Raw genomic sequence first — 16,551 nt, forward strand, 5'->3', positions numbered from 1 at the left:
AAGTGCTATTATGACTTAGGTATATAGTTAACTAAAAGCTAGATGCTTGCTAGCTCTAACTTTTAGTCATACTTAGTTAACGAAACAGTTACTGGTGTCTTGCACACGCCAGTGACTGTGTTTTTTCTTTTCTGACCTTAGATACAAGTCCTAAGCCAGCAAGGGCGATAAACCCTAAAATAGAACCAGGTTCGGGAGTAGAAACTTGAGCTACACCGCTATATTGACCTCCTCTTCCTCCTGGAAGATCCTGAAAACCTAGTTGAAGTTGACTGGGATCGTAGTTGATTCCCTGAATGGTAATCACTGAAGCTGGAGCCTCTAAGTCTAACTCAAACGCCACACCTCCACCAGCAAAAGTACCTAAAAATTCAGAGTCTTTTGCATATTTCACGCTCACATCTTGAAGCGGATTAAAAACGCTATCACCGTCGGCATCGAACTGAAACACTAAATCATTGGTAAGTTTGTATATAAACTCAGCACCACTAGTACCCGCGTACAAAAAGTTTCCCACCGCAGAGTCTGGTGGCAAGATTGAGCGAAACACAGGAGGGTTGGGAGGAATTGTGGGGAAAGGTGGTGCAAACTCTCCATTAGCTTGAAAAATCGCCGCAACTCCTCCCAGTGATGTAGGAGAGAAAGTGACGGAAAAAGTATCTTCAGGAGAAAAACTCACCTGTTCAAAAAAGTTGCTAGTTCCATCATCCCAGCCAAGAGTTCCAGCTTGAGCAGGAGAAGCAGTCATACTTGCACCAATCGCAACACCAAGTGTTACCGATGCACAAGCAAAGGTTTTGCTTAATTTATTAGTTGTAAACATGATCAAAAAGTCTTTAATGCAGTGGTTAATACCAAGCAATTACATTAAATCAACGACTATTTAGAGAGGGAACAGGGAACAGCCAAGAGTCAACAGGGAACAGCAGCAAATAAGACAAAAGGGTGTTTAGATCGCACCTGAAACTGTTAATGCTTAGTTGCAGGGGTCTTTTGTTCCCTTCTTTGATGAAGAGTCTTAACTATGATAATTGCTTGACTATCTAGTAATATAAGTTATTTTTTTCAAAAAAAAACAACGCGCTACATAACGTTACGTTTTGACATTTTTATATCACTTTCAGCAGAGAATAAATTAGAGGGTTTACCTTAGTGTTCTTGACTATATCTAAGGTCTATCTCTTAAGGAATAAGCCATAAGGGATAGATTTTGGGATTATTGATTTCTATTTATGAATGTTGAATATTGATTAATTGAATGACGATCGCATTGCATTTAGGAGCAACATTTGCATAACACTACATAAAAAAAGAGTGTCAAACATATTTAGTCAATGAAAACGGAAAATCAAGGGTATAGGGATATGGGGATATAAAAGTATAGGGGTATAAATGTTTAAGTTTAAAACCCTCACACCCTTACTCATCTTTAGCTATTGTTGTGTAAAAAATGCCACCAATTGGTCTTTCAACTAGCCGTACACCTCATACCAAACAAACCAACATCCCTAAGTTGTGGTTAATTCTGGTGGGAGTAAATCAATATCAAGACGAACACCTACCCAACCTGAATTACTCAGCAATAGATTGTCAGGGTTTATCTGAGGCTTTAACTGATGCGACCTCCCAATTTCCCCAAAAGATTGTCAACATTTACCACGATTTTGCACCACAATCACCATCTTTAGCAAATGTCCGTCATAGACTACAAGATATAACGTCTACTGTATCCCCAATTGACACGATTTTATTTTATTTTTCTGGTCATGGGGTAGTAGATCCCAAGACACAAGAAGTATTTTTGTGTTTAGCAGATACGCAAAAATCAAACTTGCAAAATACAGGTTTAGCTTTACAAGAAATATTGCAACTTTTGGGTAACAGTGGGGTACAGAATCAGCTAGTGTGGTTAGATGCTTGTCATAGTGGGGGGATGTCTCTTAGGGGAGTAACGCTGCAATTAGTTGAGTTATTACAACAAAGCGCGGCTAAGAGTAAAGGTTTTTATGCTTTACTTTCTTGTGACAATAACCAGCAATCTTGGGAATTTCCTGAATTAGGGCATGGGGTATTTACATATTATTTGATGCGGGGTTTGCAAGGTGAGGCGGTAGATAGTCAAGGCTTGATTTATTTGGATGGGTTGTATCGTTATGTATATCACCAAACCCTGCAATATATTGATAAAACTAATCAACAATTACGGCTAATTAATCAGCAGAAACGGGGGAAGGGTGATACGCAACTTTATAATGAATATCCCCTGCAAACTCCTAAAAGAATTGTGGAGGGAGTGGGGGAATTAATTTTAGGGAAAAGATTAAATAAAATTGTCCCTGGGGTGCATCGTGGTCTGGGGATGGTGGTGGAGGGGTTATCAAATAGTAAAATTACTTTAGATATTAGTAAATTCCTGGGTAGTACTGGAGATTTTGCGATTGAGTATTTGCCAGCAACTAAAACATCGGCTGAGGATATTAAAGCAGCGATCGCTCGTCATTGGCAACAACCCCAAGCAGAATTAACTTTGTTATATCTGCGGGGACGCATTGAGGAAAGCGAAGCTGGGGAATGGTTACGACTGGGAGAAGATATCTGCATCAAACGTTCCTGGTTAAAACAACAGTTACGCCAATGCACTAGCCAACAGGTAATTATCTTGGATTGTCCGCTAGGGACTGCATCGTTAGGGGATTGGATAGAAGATTTACAAATTGAATCTCATCACGGACAATGTTTAATTGCTTGCGCCTCACCTCCAGAAGCACCAGAAAACTTTGCCCAAAAATTCCTCGATACCTTGATGATATCTGCTCAAGGAGATGGTTTGTCTGCGGCTGGGGCGATCGCTCAATTACAATTATCTTTAGCGGATAGTAAAACCCCCCTCTACGTCTGGTTATCAGGTACCCAGGGAATTATCGAAATTTTGACTAACAACACACACAAAAGCCAACAGGCAAGCGGGTTGGATTTAGGGGTGTGTCCTTACATGGGTTTAAATGCTTTTGCGGAAGCAGACGCAGCCTATTTTTATGGGAGAGAAACTGTCACCCAGCAGTTAATTCATCATCTGCGGGATAATTCATTTTTAGCTGTCATTGGTGCTTCTGGTAGTGGTAAATCTTCCGTAGTGCAAGCTGGACTAATTCCCCAACTGCGACAGGGGAAACACATCCCTAATAGTGAACAGTGGGGGATTAAAACTATTCGTCCTGGTGTCAATCCCGTGGAGACTTTAGCCAGGAAGTTGGGGGAATGGGGAGAAACCCATCTTGTGATTGAGGGAATTTTACATCAAGGAGTGGAAAGTTTTGTTTACTGGCTGCGTAGCCTTCCCCATAGGGTGACGGTGTTGGTAATAGACCAGTTTGAGGAATTATTTACCCTTGCACCCTCACCAGATAGGGAGTTATTTCTAGAATTATTATTGGGGGCTATACAGTATGCAGGCGATCGCTTTAAATTAATTATTACTTTAAGGGCTGATTTTATCGCTCCTTGTTTGGAAGTACCAGCTTTAGCTGAGGCGTTACAGGTAGCTAGTGTGTTGGTTCCCCCAAAACTGAGTTTGGATGATTATCGGCGGGTGATTCTACACCCAGCACAGCAGGTAGGGTTGCAGGTGGAACCGGAACTGGTAGAAGTGCTGTTACGGGAGTTAAATCAATCCGTGGGGGATTTACCTTTACTGGAATTCGTTTTAGAACAGTTATGGCAACAACGAACGTCTGGTAAATTAACTCTACAAAGCTATCAAGAACAACTAGGGGGAATTAAAGGCGCATTAGAGCGATCGTGTCAAGGGGTTTATGAAAGTTTACCGCCACAATTGCAAGAATGTGCCAAGTGGATTTTTCTTTCATTAACTCAGTTAGGGGAAGGTACAGAAGATACCAGAAGACGCATATATAAGTCAGATTTAATAGTTAAAAAATATCCGGCTGGGTTAGTAGAACAAACTCTCAATGTTTTGACTACCGCCAAATTAGTAGTAATTAACCTAGAAGCAGACATAGAAGCACAAGGTAAAAGTTCCTCTTCCACTCCCCCCACTCTCCCCCCTCTCTTCGTGACAGTAGAGGTCGCCCACGAAATTTTAATACGCCATTGGTCAACTTTGCGCTGGTGGTTAGAAGAAAACCGCGATCGCTTGCGTAAACAAAGACAAATTAATCATGCTTGTCAGTTGTGGCAACAAAGCGGCAAACAAGCAGACTTTTTATTACAAGGTGCTAGGTTGGCGGAAGCCGAAGACATTTATATTCACTGGACTGATGAACTAGGGGCGGATGTGCAAGAATTTATTGGTGCTTGTTTAGCAGAACGCAAGCATCAACAATTACAAGCAAAAAATCGCCTCAAACAAGCACAAAGGGCTGTAGTCGCCTTGAGTGTTTTAGGTATTGCATCTATCAGTTTTGGGGGTTTAGCTTATTGGCAAGGTAGGGAAGCCCAATTTAGGGAAATTGCGGCGTTAAATTCTTCATCTCAGGCAAATTTGTTATCTCATCAACAATTAGCAGCACTTATCGCCAGTCTCAAAGCTGCACAACAGGTCAATCATGCAATAGCAGTTCCCAACAATCTCAAATTAGCAACTGTCACTACCTTACAACAAGCCTTGTTTGAGATGCAGGAACGTAACAGGTTAGAAGGACATAAGGACGGCGTGATTAGTATTAGTATCAGTCGGGATGGTCAAATTATCGCCTCTGGTGGCTTAGATAAAACTATTAAACTTTGGAGTCGAGACGGTCGCTTATTAAGAACTCTCAACGGACATGAAGACGCTGTTTATAGTGTCAGTTTTTCTCCCGATGGTCAGACCATTGCTTCAGCAGGGAGTGACAAAACCATTAAACTTTGGCAAACCAAGGATGGAACCCTACTCAAAACCATCACAGGTCATGAGCAAACAGTCAATAATGTCTATTTTAGTCCCGATGGTAAAACTCTCGCCTCCGCCAGTAGTGATCACAGCATCAAGTTGTGGGATACTACATCTGGTCAACTCTTAATGACTCTCAATGGTCATAGTGCGGGAGTTATCAGCGTGCGTTTCAGTCCTGATGGTCAGACCATCGCTTCCGGTAGCGAAGACAAAACTGTTAAACTGTGGCATCGCCAAGATGGAAAATTATTAAAAACCCTCAATGGTCATCAAGATTGGGTAAATAGCCTCAGTTTTAGCCCAGATGGTAAAACTCTCGCTTCTGCTAGTGCGGACAAAACCATCAAACTTTGGCGTATCGCTGATGGTAAATTGGTCAAAACCTTGAAAGGTCACAATGATTCAGTTTGGGATGTTAATTTTAGCCCAGATGGTAAAGCGATCGCCTCTGCTAGTAGAGATAACACTATCAAACTGTGGAACCGTCACGGCATCGAACTAGAAACCTTTACAGGCCATAGCGGTGGCGTGTATGCTGTAAATTTCCTGCCAGATGGTAAAACTCTTGCTTCCGCTAGTTTAGACAACACCATCCGACTTTGGCAGCGTCCCTTGATATCTCCCTTAGAAGTTCTCGCCGGGGGTAGCGGCGTGTATGCGGTCAGTTTCTTACCTGATGGTAGTATGATTGCTACAGCTGGTGCAGATGGCAAGATTCAACTTTGGCACAGTCAAGACGGTAGTTTACTGAAAACTCTACTAGGGAACAAAGCAATTTATGGTATTAGTTTTACACCCCAAGGTGATTTAATCGCTAGCGCCAACGCTGATAAAACTGTGAAAATTTGGCGTGTTAGAGATGGTCAGCTTTTAAAAACACTCATCGGACATGACAACGAAGTCAACAAAGTAAATTTTAGCCCAGATGGTAAAGTGATCGCTTCCGCCAGTCGGGACAACACAGTTAAACTTTGGAATGTGAGCGATGGTAAATTAAAACAAACCCTCAAAGGTCATACAGACGAAGTATTTTGGGTCAGTTTTAGCCCCGATGGTAAAATTATCGCCTCTGCTAGTGCGGACAAAACTATCCGACTCTGGGACAGTGTTAGCGGCAACTTAATTAAAACTCTTCCAGCCCATAATGACTTAGTATACAGCGTTAACTTCAGTCCTGACGGTAGTATACTTGCCTCAACCAGCGCCGACAAAACCGTCAAACTCTGGAGGAGTCATGACGGTCATTTACTGCATACTTTCTCAGGCCATAGTGATGTAGTTTATAGTAGTAGCTTCTCTCCCGATAGTCGTTACATTGCATCAGCCAGCGAAGATAAAACAGTAAAAATTTGGCAAATTGACGGTCACCTGTTAACCACCCTACCCCAGCATCAAGCCGGAGTCATGAGTGCAATTTTTAGCCCAGATGGTAAAACTCTCATCTCCGGCAGTTTAGACACTACCACCAAAATTTGGCGTTTTGATAGCCAGCAAGCGGAAACTTCTCACATGAATACTCTAATCATGTCTGCTTGCAACTGGCTACAGGATTACCTCAACACCAATCCCAATGTTACGCCCAACGAACAAAAACTCTGTTCTAATTAAGCAAAGAACCTAACCCCCAACCCCTTCCCTACAAGGGAAGGGGAGTAAGAATAAATTAGGACTTAGTCAACATATAGCAATACAGTTCAGTTAAGGCAACAACTTAGACTGGCGTAGGTTGGGTGGAGGAACGGAACCCAACATTCTCAAGACTTTGTTGGGTTCCGCTATCGCTTCACCCAACCTACCATTCTCTTAACTGCGTAAGTCCTATAAATAAGGGTTTTAAGCCTCTCTCCGTGTCGGGGAGAGGTACCCTGCGGGAAGCTGCTCCGCATCTAGTGGAGAGGGGTTTCAACAATAAATTGCACATCCCGTAAATTCAGAATTCTTAATATTGAGTTTTAAATTTAGTATTTTGAACACCCTCTAGTTTAGGTTGCTCTAAAAGAGTAGGTGCTAAGTGAAGGAATTGCCCTTGTACTGCATTAATTCCGTCTTCAGAACCCTTTGGCCCTCTTGGTCTAGGACGTTCCCGTAATCCTGATGGGTTAATTAGAGTTGTTTCTTGTACGGCCTCGACTTCATGACCACCGGGGCCACGGGGTCTAGGTCTTGATACTTCATCTGCACCAGTACTTTGTATCTGGGCAACATAACTAGCATCTAGTCTCTGAATCTGGGAAGCGTTATAATTATTGCCTGCCAAGCTAGGCAATGCGCTGAGTAATATAGTTGGTAATGCGATCGCTACACTATAAATTTGACTATTCATCATTAACCTACGTTTTTTTAAATAATTACTCGTAGCCAAATCACCGGAAATCACACATAAAAACAAACTACAGCCATATCTGTGTAGATATTGCATTGTGGTCGTTAACTACAAACTCAACTCACAGCATTCCTGATTTCCAGAAAAAATTTCCTTACATTATCCCAATAGATGTGACTTGTGTTTTTTATGCACAAAAACTAGTAACTACTAATAAGGGCTGTTGACGGTTGACGGTTGACTGTTAACAGCCTTCACGATTGATTATGCAACTTAAAAGCAGAATTGGTATTACTCCATAATGTTATATCTGTGTGCTAGTGAACTCACTGAAAAAACTCGCGTTGGTCACGAAACCGAGTTGATTGGTCACGAAATGAGTTGATTGGTCACCAAACTAACTTCATTCGTCACGAAACTAAGTTGATTGGTCACGAAACTGAGTTGATTGGTCACGAAACTAAGTCGATTGTGGACGATAATCTCCGACAGACAGCCTCTTACACTCAGCGCCCCTCCGCGCTTACCTCCGCGCCCCTCCGCGTTAAAAATCCCCAAAAATCCAAATTTTCCGCTTAAATTACGGGAATACACACACCAGCTATGTGTTAATACAAAGATATACCGATACTAAAATAGTACATGGAACCACTAACTACTGCGGCGATCGCTTTTATCGGAAACAATCTTCTTACCAAATAGTCTCAACACTATACTGTGCAATGAGTGGGTCGATTGTCAAAATTGGCAAATTCTCTACTTGACTTTGAGCAATCAGAATGCGATCAAATGGATCTCGGTGGATATTCGGCAAGGTAGCAACCTTGAGAGTATGTGTCAATTGAATACTTAGACTCTCAAAACGGTTTAAAGCCAGTCGGCTGGGAATATATTCTTCTACAGATTCAGGTAAAGTCAGTTTACCTGATTTATTTTTAATGACAATCTCCCAAGTACTGGCCACACTCAGAAATAAGACATTGCTTGAGTCAGCAATTATACTGCGACTGGCAAAAGATAATTGAGGGTCATCTGTCACCCACCAAAGAAATACATGGGTATCTAACAAAACTCTCATTGCTAAACTAGATGAGAACTATCAAAATCATTGAGGATATCCTCTGGTAAAGGATCGTTAAAATCAGGTGCGATGATCACTTTGCCTTTATCTAATCCTGCAATTCGAGGAGAGGTAGTATTTGTGAGTGAAACTAAGCGTGCAACAGGAATACCCTTCTCAGCAATCACTACTTCTTCCCCAAGTAATACCTGACTTAGCAGTTCAGAAAACTTGGCAGTTACTTCAGAAACATTGACAGTAATAGTCATTTGCCCAAGTAATTGTTAATTCCTCATACTTCTTAGGATAACACTTGCCAAATTTAGTAGGGTGCGTCAGTATGAATAATTGCTGAGTATAGTTAGGGTATATCGCACTGACACACCCTACATCTTGGATATTTTTTGATCTGGAAGTCTCTTAACTTTCGTTGCGATCGCTTTGCCATATTGTAGGCGATCGCCTTTTACAATTAAAGTATTAATTGTCTAAAACGCACACACCTAATGAATTAATTCAAAATACCCTACGGGAAGCTAAAGCTACAAAATTCAAAATGAAGAAAAATTCTGTAGACGCACTACAAAAGATGCAGATACCCGACTTTTTGAAAAAGTCGGGTATCTCTAATTTTTAAATCTGCAACAACCCCTCTGGATTCACCGATAAAAGCGATCGCCTCTGCAAACCTTCCCGGTGTAAAATCTCATTAGCTGCGATTAAACCACTACTGACAGCCCGTTCCATTAAGCCGCAGGGGAAGGGCATTTTTACCCAATCACCAGCAAACAATAAATTAGAAATATTTGTACTGGTTTCTGGACGTTCTCCATAACTATTGGGGGGATAACCAGAAAAGTTATGTTGATTTACCAATTCCCGATGCAGGAGTTTTGCTTGTTTCAGTTGGGGGACTATGTCATATAGTTCGTTTTCAAAGGTAGTTAACAAAGCTTCTTGGGTGGGAAATTCTTTTTCTTTGTAACAATAGGCGTGTAACTCTACGACACTACCGCCAGTTTTTTGCGACCAATCAATAAATTGTTGCTGAATGCGATGATATAAGGTGATGCTGTCGGTTAACTGATAGCCAGATAAGGAAGTAAAGTTACTTTGTTCCCACTCAAAATCTTGATCAAACCAGAAACGACACACAGCAAAAGGATCAGCGATACTCAAGTTTTCTACTTGCGATCGCACTGTTTGATCTACATCACCACTAATATGCTTAAATAATTGTTGTACTCCGGGGACATCGGTAGCAAACACGTAATAATCTGCGGTGATTGTCTCTGGTAAGGGTGCATCATTAGTTGTGGCTAGCAGTTGCAATTCATCATTTTGTTTTTGTACAACCTGCAACTTTTGTAAATCCCGCTTGGCTGGCCCCTTCAACACTTTACCATCAGCCGCAAACTCAGCCCCATGACAAGGGCAACGGTATTTACCATCTGTGGATTTTTTGACAGTACAACCTTGATGAGTACAAGTTAAAGAAATTGCTGTGTCGCTACCAGATTCTACAGCAAATACTTCATCAGCCGCACCAAAATATTCGGTTTTTTCTTCAGTAATCACTGAGTTACGTTTTACCCAAAAAGGCACATTATTTTGATTACTGCCAACATAATATTTTAAGCCTTGAATTTTCCCATCTTTGGCAATAATTTCACTTACCGTTGCATCGGTAATAATTTTCCCGCTATTATTTTTCACACTCTTGGCGATGGGTTGGACTAAACTTGTACCCATATCATCTTTCGTACCATTAAAAGCCAGTCCTTCTGGATTGCCAAAAAAGTAAAAATGGAAGAATTGCATTAATTCCCCCACGCTCATCGTGTCTGGCGCGTTCAAGCTAGACTTAGCAAATGGGAGAAAATACAAATCATATAAACCTTGGGGAAATTCTGTTTTTACCCAATCAGCCACCGATATATTATCAAAGCGTTGATAATTCTTTTCTCGCTGAAAACCTGTGATGGCTTGAAATACTTGTAGGTGTTTAATTTTAGTTAAATTAATTCCCCATTGGAAGCGATTAGGCGAGGCGATCGCTAAGTCTACAATATTCCAAGGGAAGGCTGAATGACTAGGACGAAAAACCTCTGGTTTGTATTGATCTCCTCGATAGACAACTGAATAAAAGTTTAATGATTGAAAATTATCATTTATTCCCAGTTCTGCAACTATACTTTTCAAATTATAGTACTGAGGAAAAAAGCCATGAAAGCCATGTTCCATCATGAAGGTTTCGCCCACGGCTTCTATTTGCCAGCTAGCAATTTTACCACCTAGTTGGGGTGATTTTTCTATCAGTGTGACTGTAAACCCCCGTTGACTCAATTCATACGCACAAGCTAAACCCGCTAAACCACCCCCGATAACTATGACACTTTTTGCTTGATTCAGTAACCGTGGCAAACTTAAGGTATCTTTTTGAAATACTGTTGGCTGAGGCTTAGTAAAGCGAGAGTATCCTGTTACTCCTGCAACTGCACCAACACCAAACACCTTTAAAAGGGTGCGACGGGATATATTAGTAGACTCTGGCAAATTAGGTAATAAACTCATTGGTGATAAAATTAACTCTTCACAATGAAATACTGGCGTAACATTATCAGTAAATTTTGGGTTATTTTTCCCTAATGTTTGTTAACTCTAAACGAAATTATTTTTACAGAATCAAGAAAATTGTCAATTGTTTGGCGTAAAAAGTGTAATAAATTACATTTACTTGGGATAATGCTGTATGTAGATTTGTTAGCATATATGTATCAAAATAAAAAAGCAACCCCCTGCATTAATACAAATGAGTAAACGTTTTAATAGTGTCATTTTGTAAGTGATTAGTAACTTCTCTACCGTAACCTTCTGTTATATAGACACTTTTCTATAGTTGGTGCAGTCAAGACTAATCAAATGAATTAGCTAGACTGAAACTTATGAAAAACTGGGTGCAATCAACAAATATTGCTAAAATATTCAGCCCAATACTTCTTTTAGGAACAATTACCGCTACAGCACAAGCACAATCAGCACAAGGGCCTTTATTTTCGCCTAATGTCAATCTTCAGGTGCAGCGCATTAGTGGAGTTTGTCCGCCAACAGTGGGATTATGGTGGATTATCTTACCTTATGAGGGTGGTGCAGAACATACAGTAGTGGCTGATATCAGGGCTTTTGCAGATAACACGCAGTTAGTTGCGTCTGATAATCAGCAGTTTGTAGAATTTGTTTCCCCTCTACGCAGCAACTACGCTTCTTGTGTAGGTCAAGCAAGCAGTCAGGAATATATTTTTTACAATGTAGAGTTTAAAAATAAGAAAGCATATTTTCGTGTAGATTTGCGAAATATTAATGCACCAGGACGGTTAATTATTGATAAAACTGTAGCTGGTTTTCGTCCTTATGTGCGGTGGGCGATCGCCGACTAGAATTAGAGTTAAAAATAATATCAAATTTGCCTAATTACCCCTTACCAGACTTCATTTTGGGATAAGCGATGCGTTTATGATGAAACTGTTGCCAAACTTCTACAAAAATTTCGGCAATTTGTGACATTTCTTCCCGCGTCAAACCTGAATCAATAAGTTGATTATCTTGCCATCTAGCGCGGAGAATATTATTCAGAACAGTTAAAGCTTGTTCAGTATTTACATCCTTGAGCGATCGCAATGCAGCTTCACAAGCATCAGCCAACATCACTATGGCTGTCTCCCGCGATTGGGGAATCGGGCCGTCGTAGCGAAAATCGGCTTCATTGACGACAATGTTAGGGTCTGCCTGTGCCATCTGTTCTGCTTGATGATGAAAATAAGCAATTAACATCGTCCCTTGATGTTCGGGGATAAAGGCTTGAATCGCCGTGGGTAAAAGATGTCTCCGCGCCATTACCAAGCCTTCACTAACGTGCTTTTTAATAATTTCTGCACTCTTCCACGGGTCTTTGATTTCCGTTTCGTGTTTATTTGGCCCCCCCATTTGGTTTTCAATAAAGCCCAGGGGGTCGTGCATTTTGCCAATATCGTGATACAAAGTCCCAGCCCTCACCAATTCCACATTACATCCCAGGTGTTTCGCCGCAGCTTCCGCCAGGGTTGCCACAAATAGGGTATGTTGAAATGTCCCTGGTGTTTCCGTCGCTAACCGTTTTAATAAAGGTCGATTGGGATTTGCTAATTCTGCCAAGCGAATGGGGGTAACTAAATCAAATAGCTTTTCTAAATAAGGACTTAAACCCAAAGCCACAACACTCCAAGCTAGTCCCGATAAAGTAAATAACCCTGCTTCTTGGAGGATGAGATACCAGGAGGAACCAAAAGCCGCACCAATCAAAACTTTCATCAGTAGGTAAACGCCACCTTGAGTAATAGCGATCGCCCCACCCAAAAGGGCTAATTCCTCACGCGATCGCAATCTGTGGGCGATGTAACTACCTAAAATTCCCCCAGCCGCACCAGCTACTAGTCCAATAGTGCTGATTTCCATACTCATGGGTAAAATGAACAAAAGTAAGCCGATAACTGTCATACTCAACTCACGGCCATAAAAACTACCCAACAGCAAACCGACAGCGCCCCAAGTCGTATAGGACACACCCATTGCTAGGACTCCTGGCGTACTCAAGGTAAGTAACAAAACTAACAGGCGATCGCGTTGTCTGAGTGGACATTTACTGCGTGTTTCCACTAGGACAAATATACAAACTCCCCCAGTCACCAAACCGCCTAATTTCAGCAAAGCTAACCAGTTATTTTCGCGGCTAATCAGCTGATAATGCTCTAATACCTCAAAATCCCACTCAGTAATTTCCTTTCCTTTCTTGACAATAACTGCACCTTGTTTCACCTCAACCATCACAGGTGCAACCACAGATGCAGCTTTTTGAGCGTGTTCTCTGGTTTGTTCCTCATCTTTCTTCAGATTCGGTTCCAGTACAGCCAACAATACTTTAGTCGCTAAAGATTCCGCACTTTTGGGGACAAAAGCCTGCACTTGTAAAGTTACAGCGTTTTGTAACACACTCTGGGGCAAACCCGCAGGAATACCTTGGGCTAAAATCCGTTCTGCACCTTGGCGGATTCCCTTTTGTGTTTGAGTCCATTCATAATCTGACAATTCCAGAAGCACAGTTTCGTGATAAATTGTCTGTGTTGTAATTGTATCTACGTGTAAAATTTGCACACTAGCTTGGGCGTAAGCTTCCCTTGCTTGAGTAATTTGATTGATCAGTCTAGGTAAATTTTGATTGGCAGTGGTCATCCGAAAAGTAGCTAATTCTGCCAACGCTTGCACAAACTGAGTGTTTGTAGAGACTTCAGGATTTTGTGTTTTGGGGGAATATATACTTTCTTTTGGTTGACCAGGGTCAAGAGAAACACCTTGAACTTGACTTTCCTGACCGAGGGAAACTGTCGGAGGGGGAAATACTAAAGAAGTTTGTGTTTCCGTATTCGGCAAATTCTGGGAATTTTCTTGTTTACGCAGGCGGCGAGTACTAGGTTTTTCTAAGAACAATCCCAACCTTTTTTGACCCGTATTTTCTAAAGCCACCAGCATCATTTGCCATTCTGCATCAGAACAAGAGCGCAGGTAATGTTGGCTAGATAAGGACAGGACTGAAGTATCATAAAAAGGGAAAGAACCAGCCGATATGCGAATTTCATTACCCTGATCCAGCATTTTCTCTAGGTTTTGGCCGATTTGTGCTGTAGTTCTGACATCGACCATTAACACTGGTGTTAAACTTTTACGAGCTGCTTTGCGTTCAATTTCAGTGCGTTTTTTATCTTCAATACTAGCGCTACGAGGTGCTTTAATCGTTTGGGGTGCAACCGTCCCTATTTTCAGCTTTGGTTGATTATATAACTTATGACCAATTACCCCCGTAAGAGAGACAATAGCGATCGCCAAAACAACGGATGAACGCTGTTCATGCACCCAGCCCAGATTTACTGCATCTACCCAACTTTTCTTCTTTAACGATTTTGCCATTTTTTGCTAGGTCTCTCAGGCTCAAAAGCTGATGCAACGAGCTTTTTCCCATGTGGCGTTGCATAAATGCGGGATGAATTGGGACTTTTGTACAAATATGAGTAGATAAGCTGTTACGCATTTAAATCGTATATTTCGCACTCAGGTTGTCAAAAGTCCACAGTCCAAGCTAGCCTTTAACTCTGGACTCTTGACTATGGACAGCCCTGACTCAAGAATATTTGATCTAAGCGCGTATCACCTTAGAGAGTTATTTAATCGATCTAACGCCCTCGAATAATGTTAGGCGCTGCATAAACAGAAAATGGAACCGATTGATTAGGCATGATAAACCCTGATTCTGAAAACTCTCTGGAATTTAGGGGAAGATTATACACTCCTGACCACACCCCAGCAAGAGCATCCGCCAATTCTAGCATCTGGCAGAGGTTGGTTTCTTCGTTGGCTGTTGAGTTAGTTGGTAAAAGTGAAGTCTGCCAATTAGCAGGAATACCTACAGTGCTGTTATAACTTCCAGACAAAATACCAGTAATAGCTGTTATTGTCTGTGAGTGCATAGATTCTAGTTGCAAGCTACGCAAAACCGAGAAACGAAAGTCTTCCAAGGTGCTGAGAAAGCAGTAAAATGCCACAGCAGTAGCATGAGAAAGTTTTTCTTCTGTACTCAACTCAGCTTTTAGTCTTTCTAAACCAGCCTGTTCTTCTAAAAGTTTGTGTATTATTAATAATTTTTGTGGAAGTAATGTCTCGGTTTCTCCAATAAAAGAGATGATTTGCGGGATTATAGTGTGGAGGTGCAGCTTTTCTGTCAGTGATTGAGCGATCGCATACCCTATTGCTAGGTTACTATCACGAATAACTGGAGCATCATCCCATATTTTTGATACCCGCACCAAATTCTGACGCAGTTTCACAGGATTTTCATGGAAAAAAAGTGCTACTGGGATTGTGGCAAAAATTAGGTTGTTTTCGATACCTGAGTTTCCAGGCGAAGGAATAAATTCTTTTTGGTATCCTATTTGCCACTCATCTACATCTAGTTTTCCCAGTTTAATTAAACTTTCAGCGCCAGGAATAATAGTTCTAGCAAAGTTGGAGAAACTTTCCCTGTTATTACCTACCCCACCCTTAGCCAAATTTTCCCCTAATATTCCTCCAACAAAAGCACCCCTAAACCTACTAACCAACGAGTAGCGCATAATCTTCAAAAGTTAAAAGCAAGTTATTCTACCTTTCCACTTTTAACTTTTTAACAAGAAAACTGCTCAGTTGAGAGTAGATAAAAACTGATTAGGGACTTCCAGAAATTAAATTATTCAGTTTGGCGCGCGAAGATAATAGAGAGACTCTTTCTCCCCCTGCTTCCCCTGCTCTAAATCTCATCCCCTCAAATGCGCCACCAGCCCCTGTAAGCCTAATAAATAGCTTTGTACACCAAAACCGCTAATCTGACCAATAACTACGGGGGCGATGTAGGAATGATGGCGGAAATCTTCTCGACGATAGATATTACTGAGATGGACTTCTACTGTGGGTAAATTTACAGCAGCGATCGCATCTCGTAAAGCTACGCTGGTATGAGTATAAGCTCCCGCATTAATCAAAATTCCGTGATGTTTCCCCAACGCCTCATGAATAGCATCTACTAACACGCCTTCATGATTGGATTGTAGGGGAAACACTTGTGCCTGTAACTTAAGAGCTGCTTCTGCCAATAAGCTATTAATCTCAGCCAAAGTTGTAGAGCCGTAAACTCCTGGTTCTCTTTTTCCCAGCAAATTTAAGTTTGGCCCATGTAGCACCAAAATACTTAGAGGTTGCGATGTCAAGTTTCGTACCTTCGGGCTTTTAGCGACGACGTGAGCGATCGTTTACAGGAATCGGAATCAGCTCCGGTTCCGGCTCGGCTTCTGGTCCTAGTAAGGACTCAATTAGCTTACGTGCCAATTCTTTCAGCTTTTCCAGTACCTTTTCTATATAGTCCATTAAACTGACCGCTCCTGAGATACTACCTCAATTTTGACTAACAGCTACGCAGAAACTGGCGTAATTTTGCACCTCTGGCCTACAACCGGACTGATACATTTTTTTGTATTGCAGTCGCAGGCTAATTTTAAAATTTTCGTGTTGTTATCTCTCTTACTTTTTAGAGTATCACATTAGCAACCCATCGGACTGCATCCAAGGATGGTCATTGGTCATTAGTCCATAGTCCATAGTCCATAGTCCATAGTCCATAGTCCATAGTCCATAGTCGAAAATCTTGGACTGTTGACT

At 41.4% G+C, this 16,551-nt stretch carries 11 protein-coding genes; 2 read left to right on the forward strand and 9 right to left on the reverse strand.

What is annotated here, in order from left to right; genetic code table 11:
* Window positions 1–88 precede the first annotated feature (88 nt).
* Window positions 89–823 (reverse strand): PEP-CTERM sorting domain-containing protein, encoded by a 735-nt coding sequence (locus ACM5QX_RS24695; protein ID WP_414755944.1) that lies wholly within the window; start codon window positions 821–823, stop codon window positions 89–91.
* 627 nt (window positions 824–1,450) lie between these two features.
* Here ACM5QX_RS24695 and ACM5QX_RS24700 point away from each other — a divergent pair.
* The gene (locus tag ACM5QX_RS24700) at window positions 1,451–6,502 is read left to right on the forward strand and encodes a caspase family protein (protein ID WP_414755945.1); all 5,052 of its coding nucleotides are present in this window, start codon (window positions 1,451–1,453) and stop codon (window positions 6,500–6,502) included.
* A 331-nt stretch (window positions 6,503–6,833) separates the two neighbouring features.
* Here ACM5QX_RS24700 and ACM5QX_RS24705 read toward each other — a convergent pair whose 3' ends face one another.
* The 4 genes from ACM5QX_RS24705 to ACM5QX_RS24720 all read right to left on the reverse strand — a co-directional run bounded on the left by ACM5QX_RS24705 (window position 6,834) and on the right by ACM5QX_RS24720 (window position 10,851).
* Complete coding sequence (locus ACM5QX_RS24705; protein ID WP_414755946.1) at window positions 6,834–7,220, reverse strand: hypothetical protein; 387 nt, start codon at window positions 7,218–7,220, stop codon at window positions 6,834–6,836.
* A gap of 688 nt (window positions 7,221–7,908) precedes the next feature.
* Window positions 7,909–8,295, reverse strand: a complete 387-nt coding sequence (locus tag ACM5QX_RS24710; RefSeq protein WP_414755947.1) for a type II toxin-antitoxin system VapC family toxin — start codon at window positions 8,293–8,295, stop codon at window positions 7,909–7,911.
* 2 nt (window positions 8,296–8,297) lie between these two features.
* Window positions 8,298–8,546: a type II toxin-antitoxin system Phd/YefM family antitoxin gene (locus ACM5QX_RS24715; protein ID WP_414755948.1), complete on the reverse strand. Its 249-nt coding sequence runs from the start codon at window positions 8,544–8,546 to the stop codon at window positions 8,298–8,300.
* Between the two features lie 364 nt (window positions 8,547–8,910).
* A complete protein-coding gene (locus ACM5QX_RS24720; protein WP_414755949.1) occupies window positions 8,911–10,851 on the reverse strand; it encodes an FAD-dependent oxidoreductase in 1,941 nt (646 codons plus the stop codon).
* A 371-nt stretch (window positions 10,852–11,222) separates the two neighbouring features.
* On the opposite strand from ACM5QX_RS24720, the gene ACM5QX_RS24725 reads away from it, so the two are divergent.
* Complete coding sequence (locus tag ACM5QX_RS24725) at window positions 11,223–11,714, forward strand: hypothetical protein (RefSeq protein ID WP_414755950.1); 492 nt, start codon at window positions 11,223–11,225, stop codon at window positions 11,712–11,714.
* A 34-nt stretch (window positions 11,715–11,748) separates the two neighbouring features.
* Here ACM5QX_RS24725 and ACM5QX_RS24730 read toward each other — a convergent pair whose 3' ends face one another.
* The 4 genes from ACM5QX_RS24730 to ACM5QX_RS24745 all read right to left on the reverse strand — a co-directional run bounded on the left by ACM5QX_RS24730 (window position 11,749) and on the right by ACM5QX_RS24745 (window position 16,221).
* A complete protein-coding gene (locus ACM5QX_RS24730; RefSeq protein WP_414755951.1) occupies window positions 11,749–14,274 on the reverse strand; it encodes an HD family phosphohydrolase in 2,526 nt (841 codons plus the stop codon).
* A gap of 263 nt (window positions 14,275–14,537) precedes the next feature.
* Window positions 14,538–15,473, reverse strand: coding sequence for an ADP-ribosylglycohydrolase family protein (locus tag ACM5QX_RS24735; RefSeq protein WP_414755952.1), 936 nt, complete (start codon window positions 15,471–15,473; stop codon window positions 14,538–14,540).
* 180 nt (window positions 15,474–15,653) lie between these two features.
* A complete protein-coding gene (gene aroQ, locus ACM5QX_RS24740; protein ID WP_011316930.1) occupies window positions 15,654–16,103 on the reverse strand; it encodes a type II 3-dehydroquinate dehydratase in 450 nt (149 codons plus the stop codon).
* A gap of 19 nt (window positions 16,104–16,122) precedes the next feature.
* Complete coding sequence (locus tag ACM5QX_RS24745) at window positions 16,123–16,221, reverse strand: DNA topoisomerase I (protein WP_162470529.1); 99 nt, start codon at window positions 16,219–16,221, stop codon at window positions 16,123–16,125.
* Window positions 16,222–16,551 lie beyond the last annotated feature (330 nt).

The sequence above is a fragment of the Anabaena sp. CCY 9910 genome (assembly GCF_963920875.1).
GTDB lineage: Bacteria > Cyanobacteriota > Cyanobacteriia > Cyanobacteriales > Nostocaceae > Trichormus > Trichormus variabilis.

Coding starts and splice junctions, on each gene's coding strand:
- ACM5QX_RS24715 (WP_414755948.1), bottom strand. CDS start 8,546: ATGACTATTACTGTCAATGTTTCTGAAGTAACTGCCAAGTTTTCTGAA.
- ACM5QX_RS24725 (WP_414755950.1), top strand. CDS start 11,223: ATGAAAAACTGGGTGCAATCAACAAATATTGCTAAAATATTCAGCCCA.
- ACM5QX_RS24705 (WP_414755946.1), bottom strand. CDS start 7,220: ATGATGAATAGTCAAATTTATAGTGTAGCGATCGCATTACCAACTATA.
- ACM5QX_RS24730 (WP_414755951.1), bottom strand. CDS start 14,274: ATGGCAAAATCGTTAAAGAAGAAAAGTTGGGTAGATGCAGTAAATCTG.
- ACM5QX_RS24720 (WP_414755949.1), bottom strand. CDS start 10,851: ATGAGTTTATTACCTAATTTGCCAGAGTCTACTAATATATCCCGTCGC.
- ACM5QX_RS24695 (WP_414755944.1), bottom strand. CDS start 823: ATGTTTACAACTAATAAATTAAGCAAAACCTTTGCTTGTGCATCGGTA.
- ACM5QX_RS24710 (WP_414755947.1), bottom strand. CDS start 8,295: ATGAGAGTTTTGTTAGATACCCATGTATTTCTTTGGTGGGTGACAGAT.
- ACM5QX_RS24735 (WP_414755952.1), bottom strand. CDS start 15,473: ATGCGCTACTCGTTGGTTAGTAGGTTTAGGGGTGCTTTTGTTGGAGGA.
- ACM5QX_RS24700 (WP_414755945.1), top strand. CDS start 1,451: ATGCCACCAATTGGTCTTTCAACTAGCCGTACACCTCATACCAAACAA.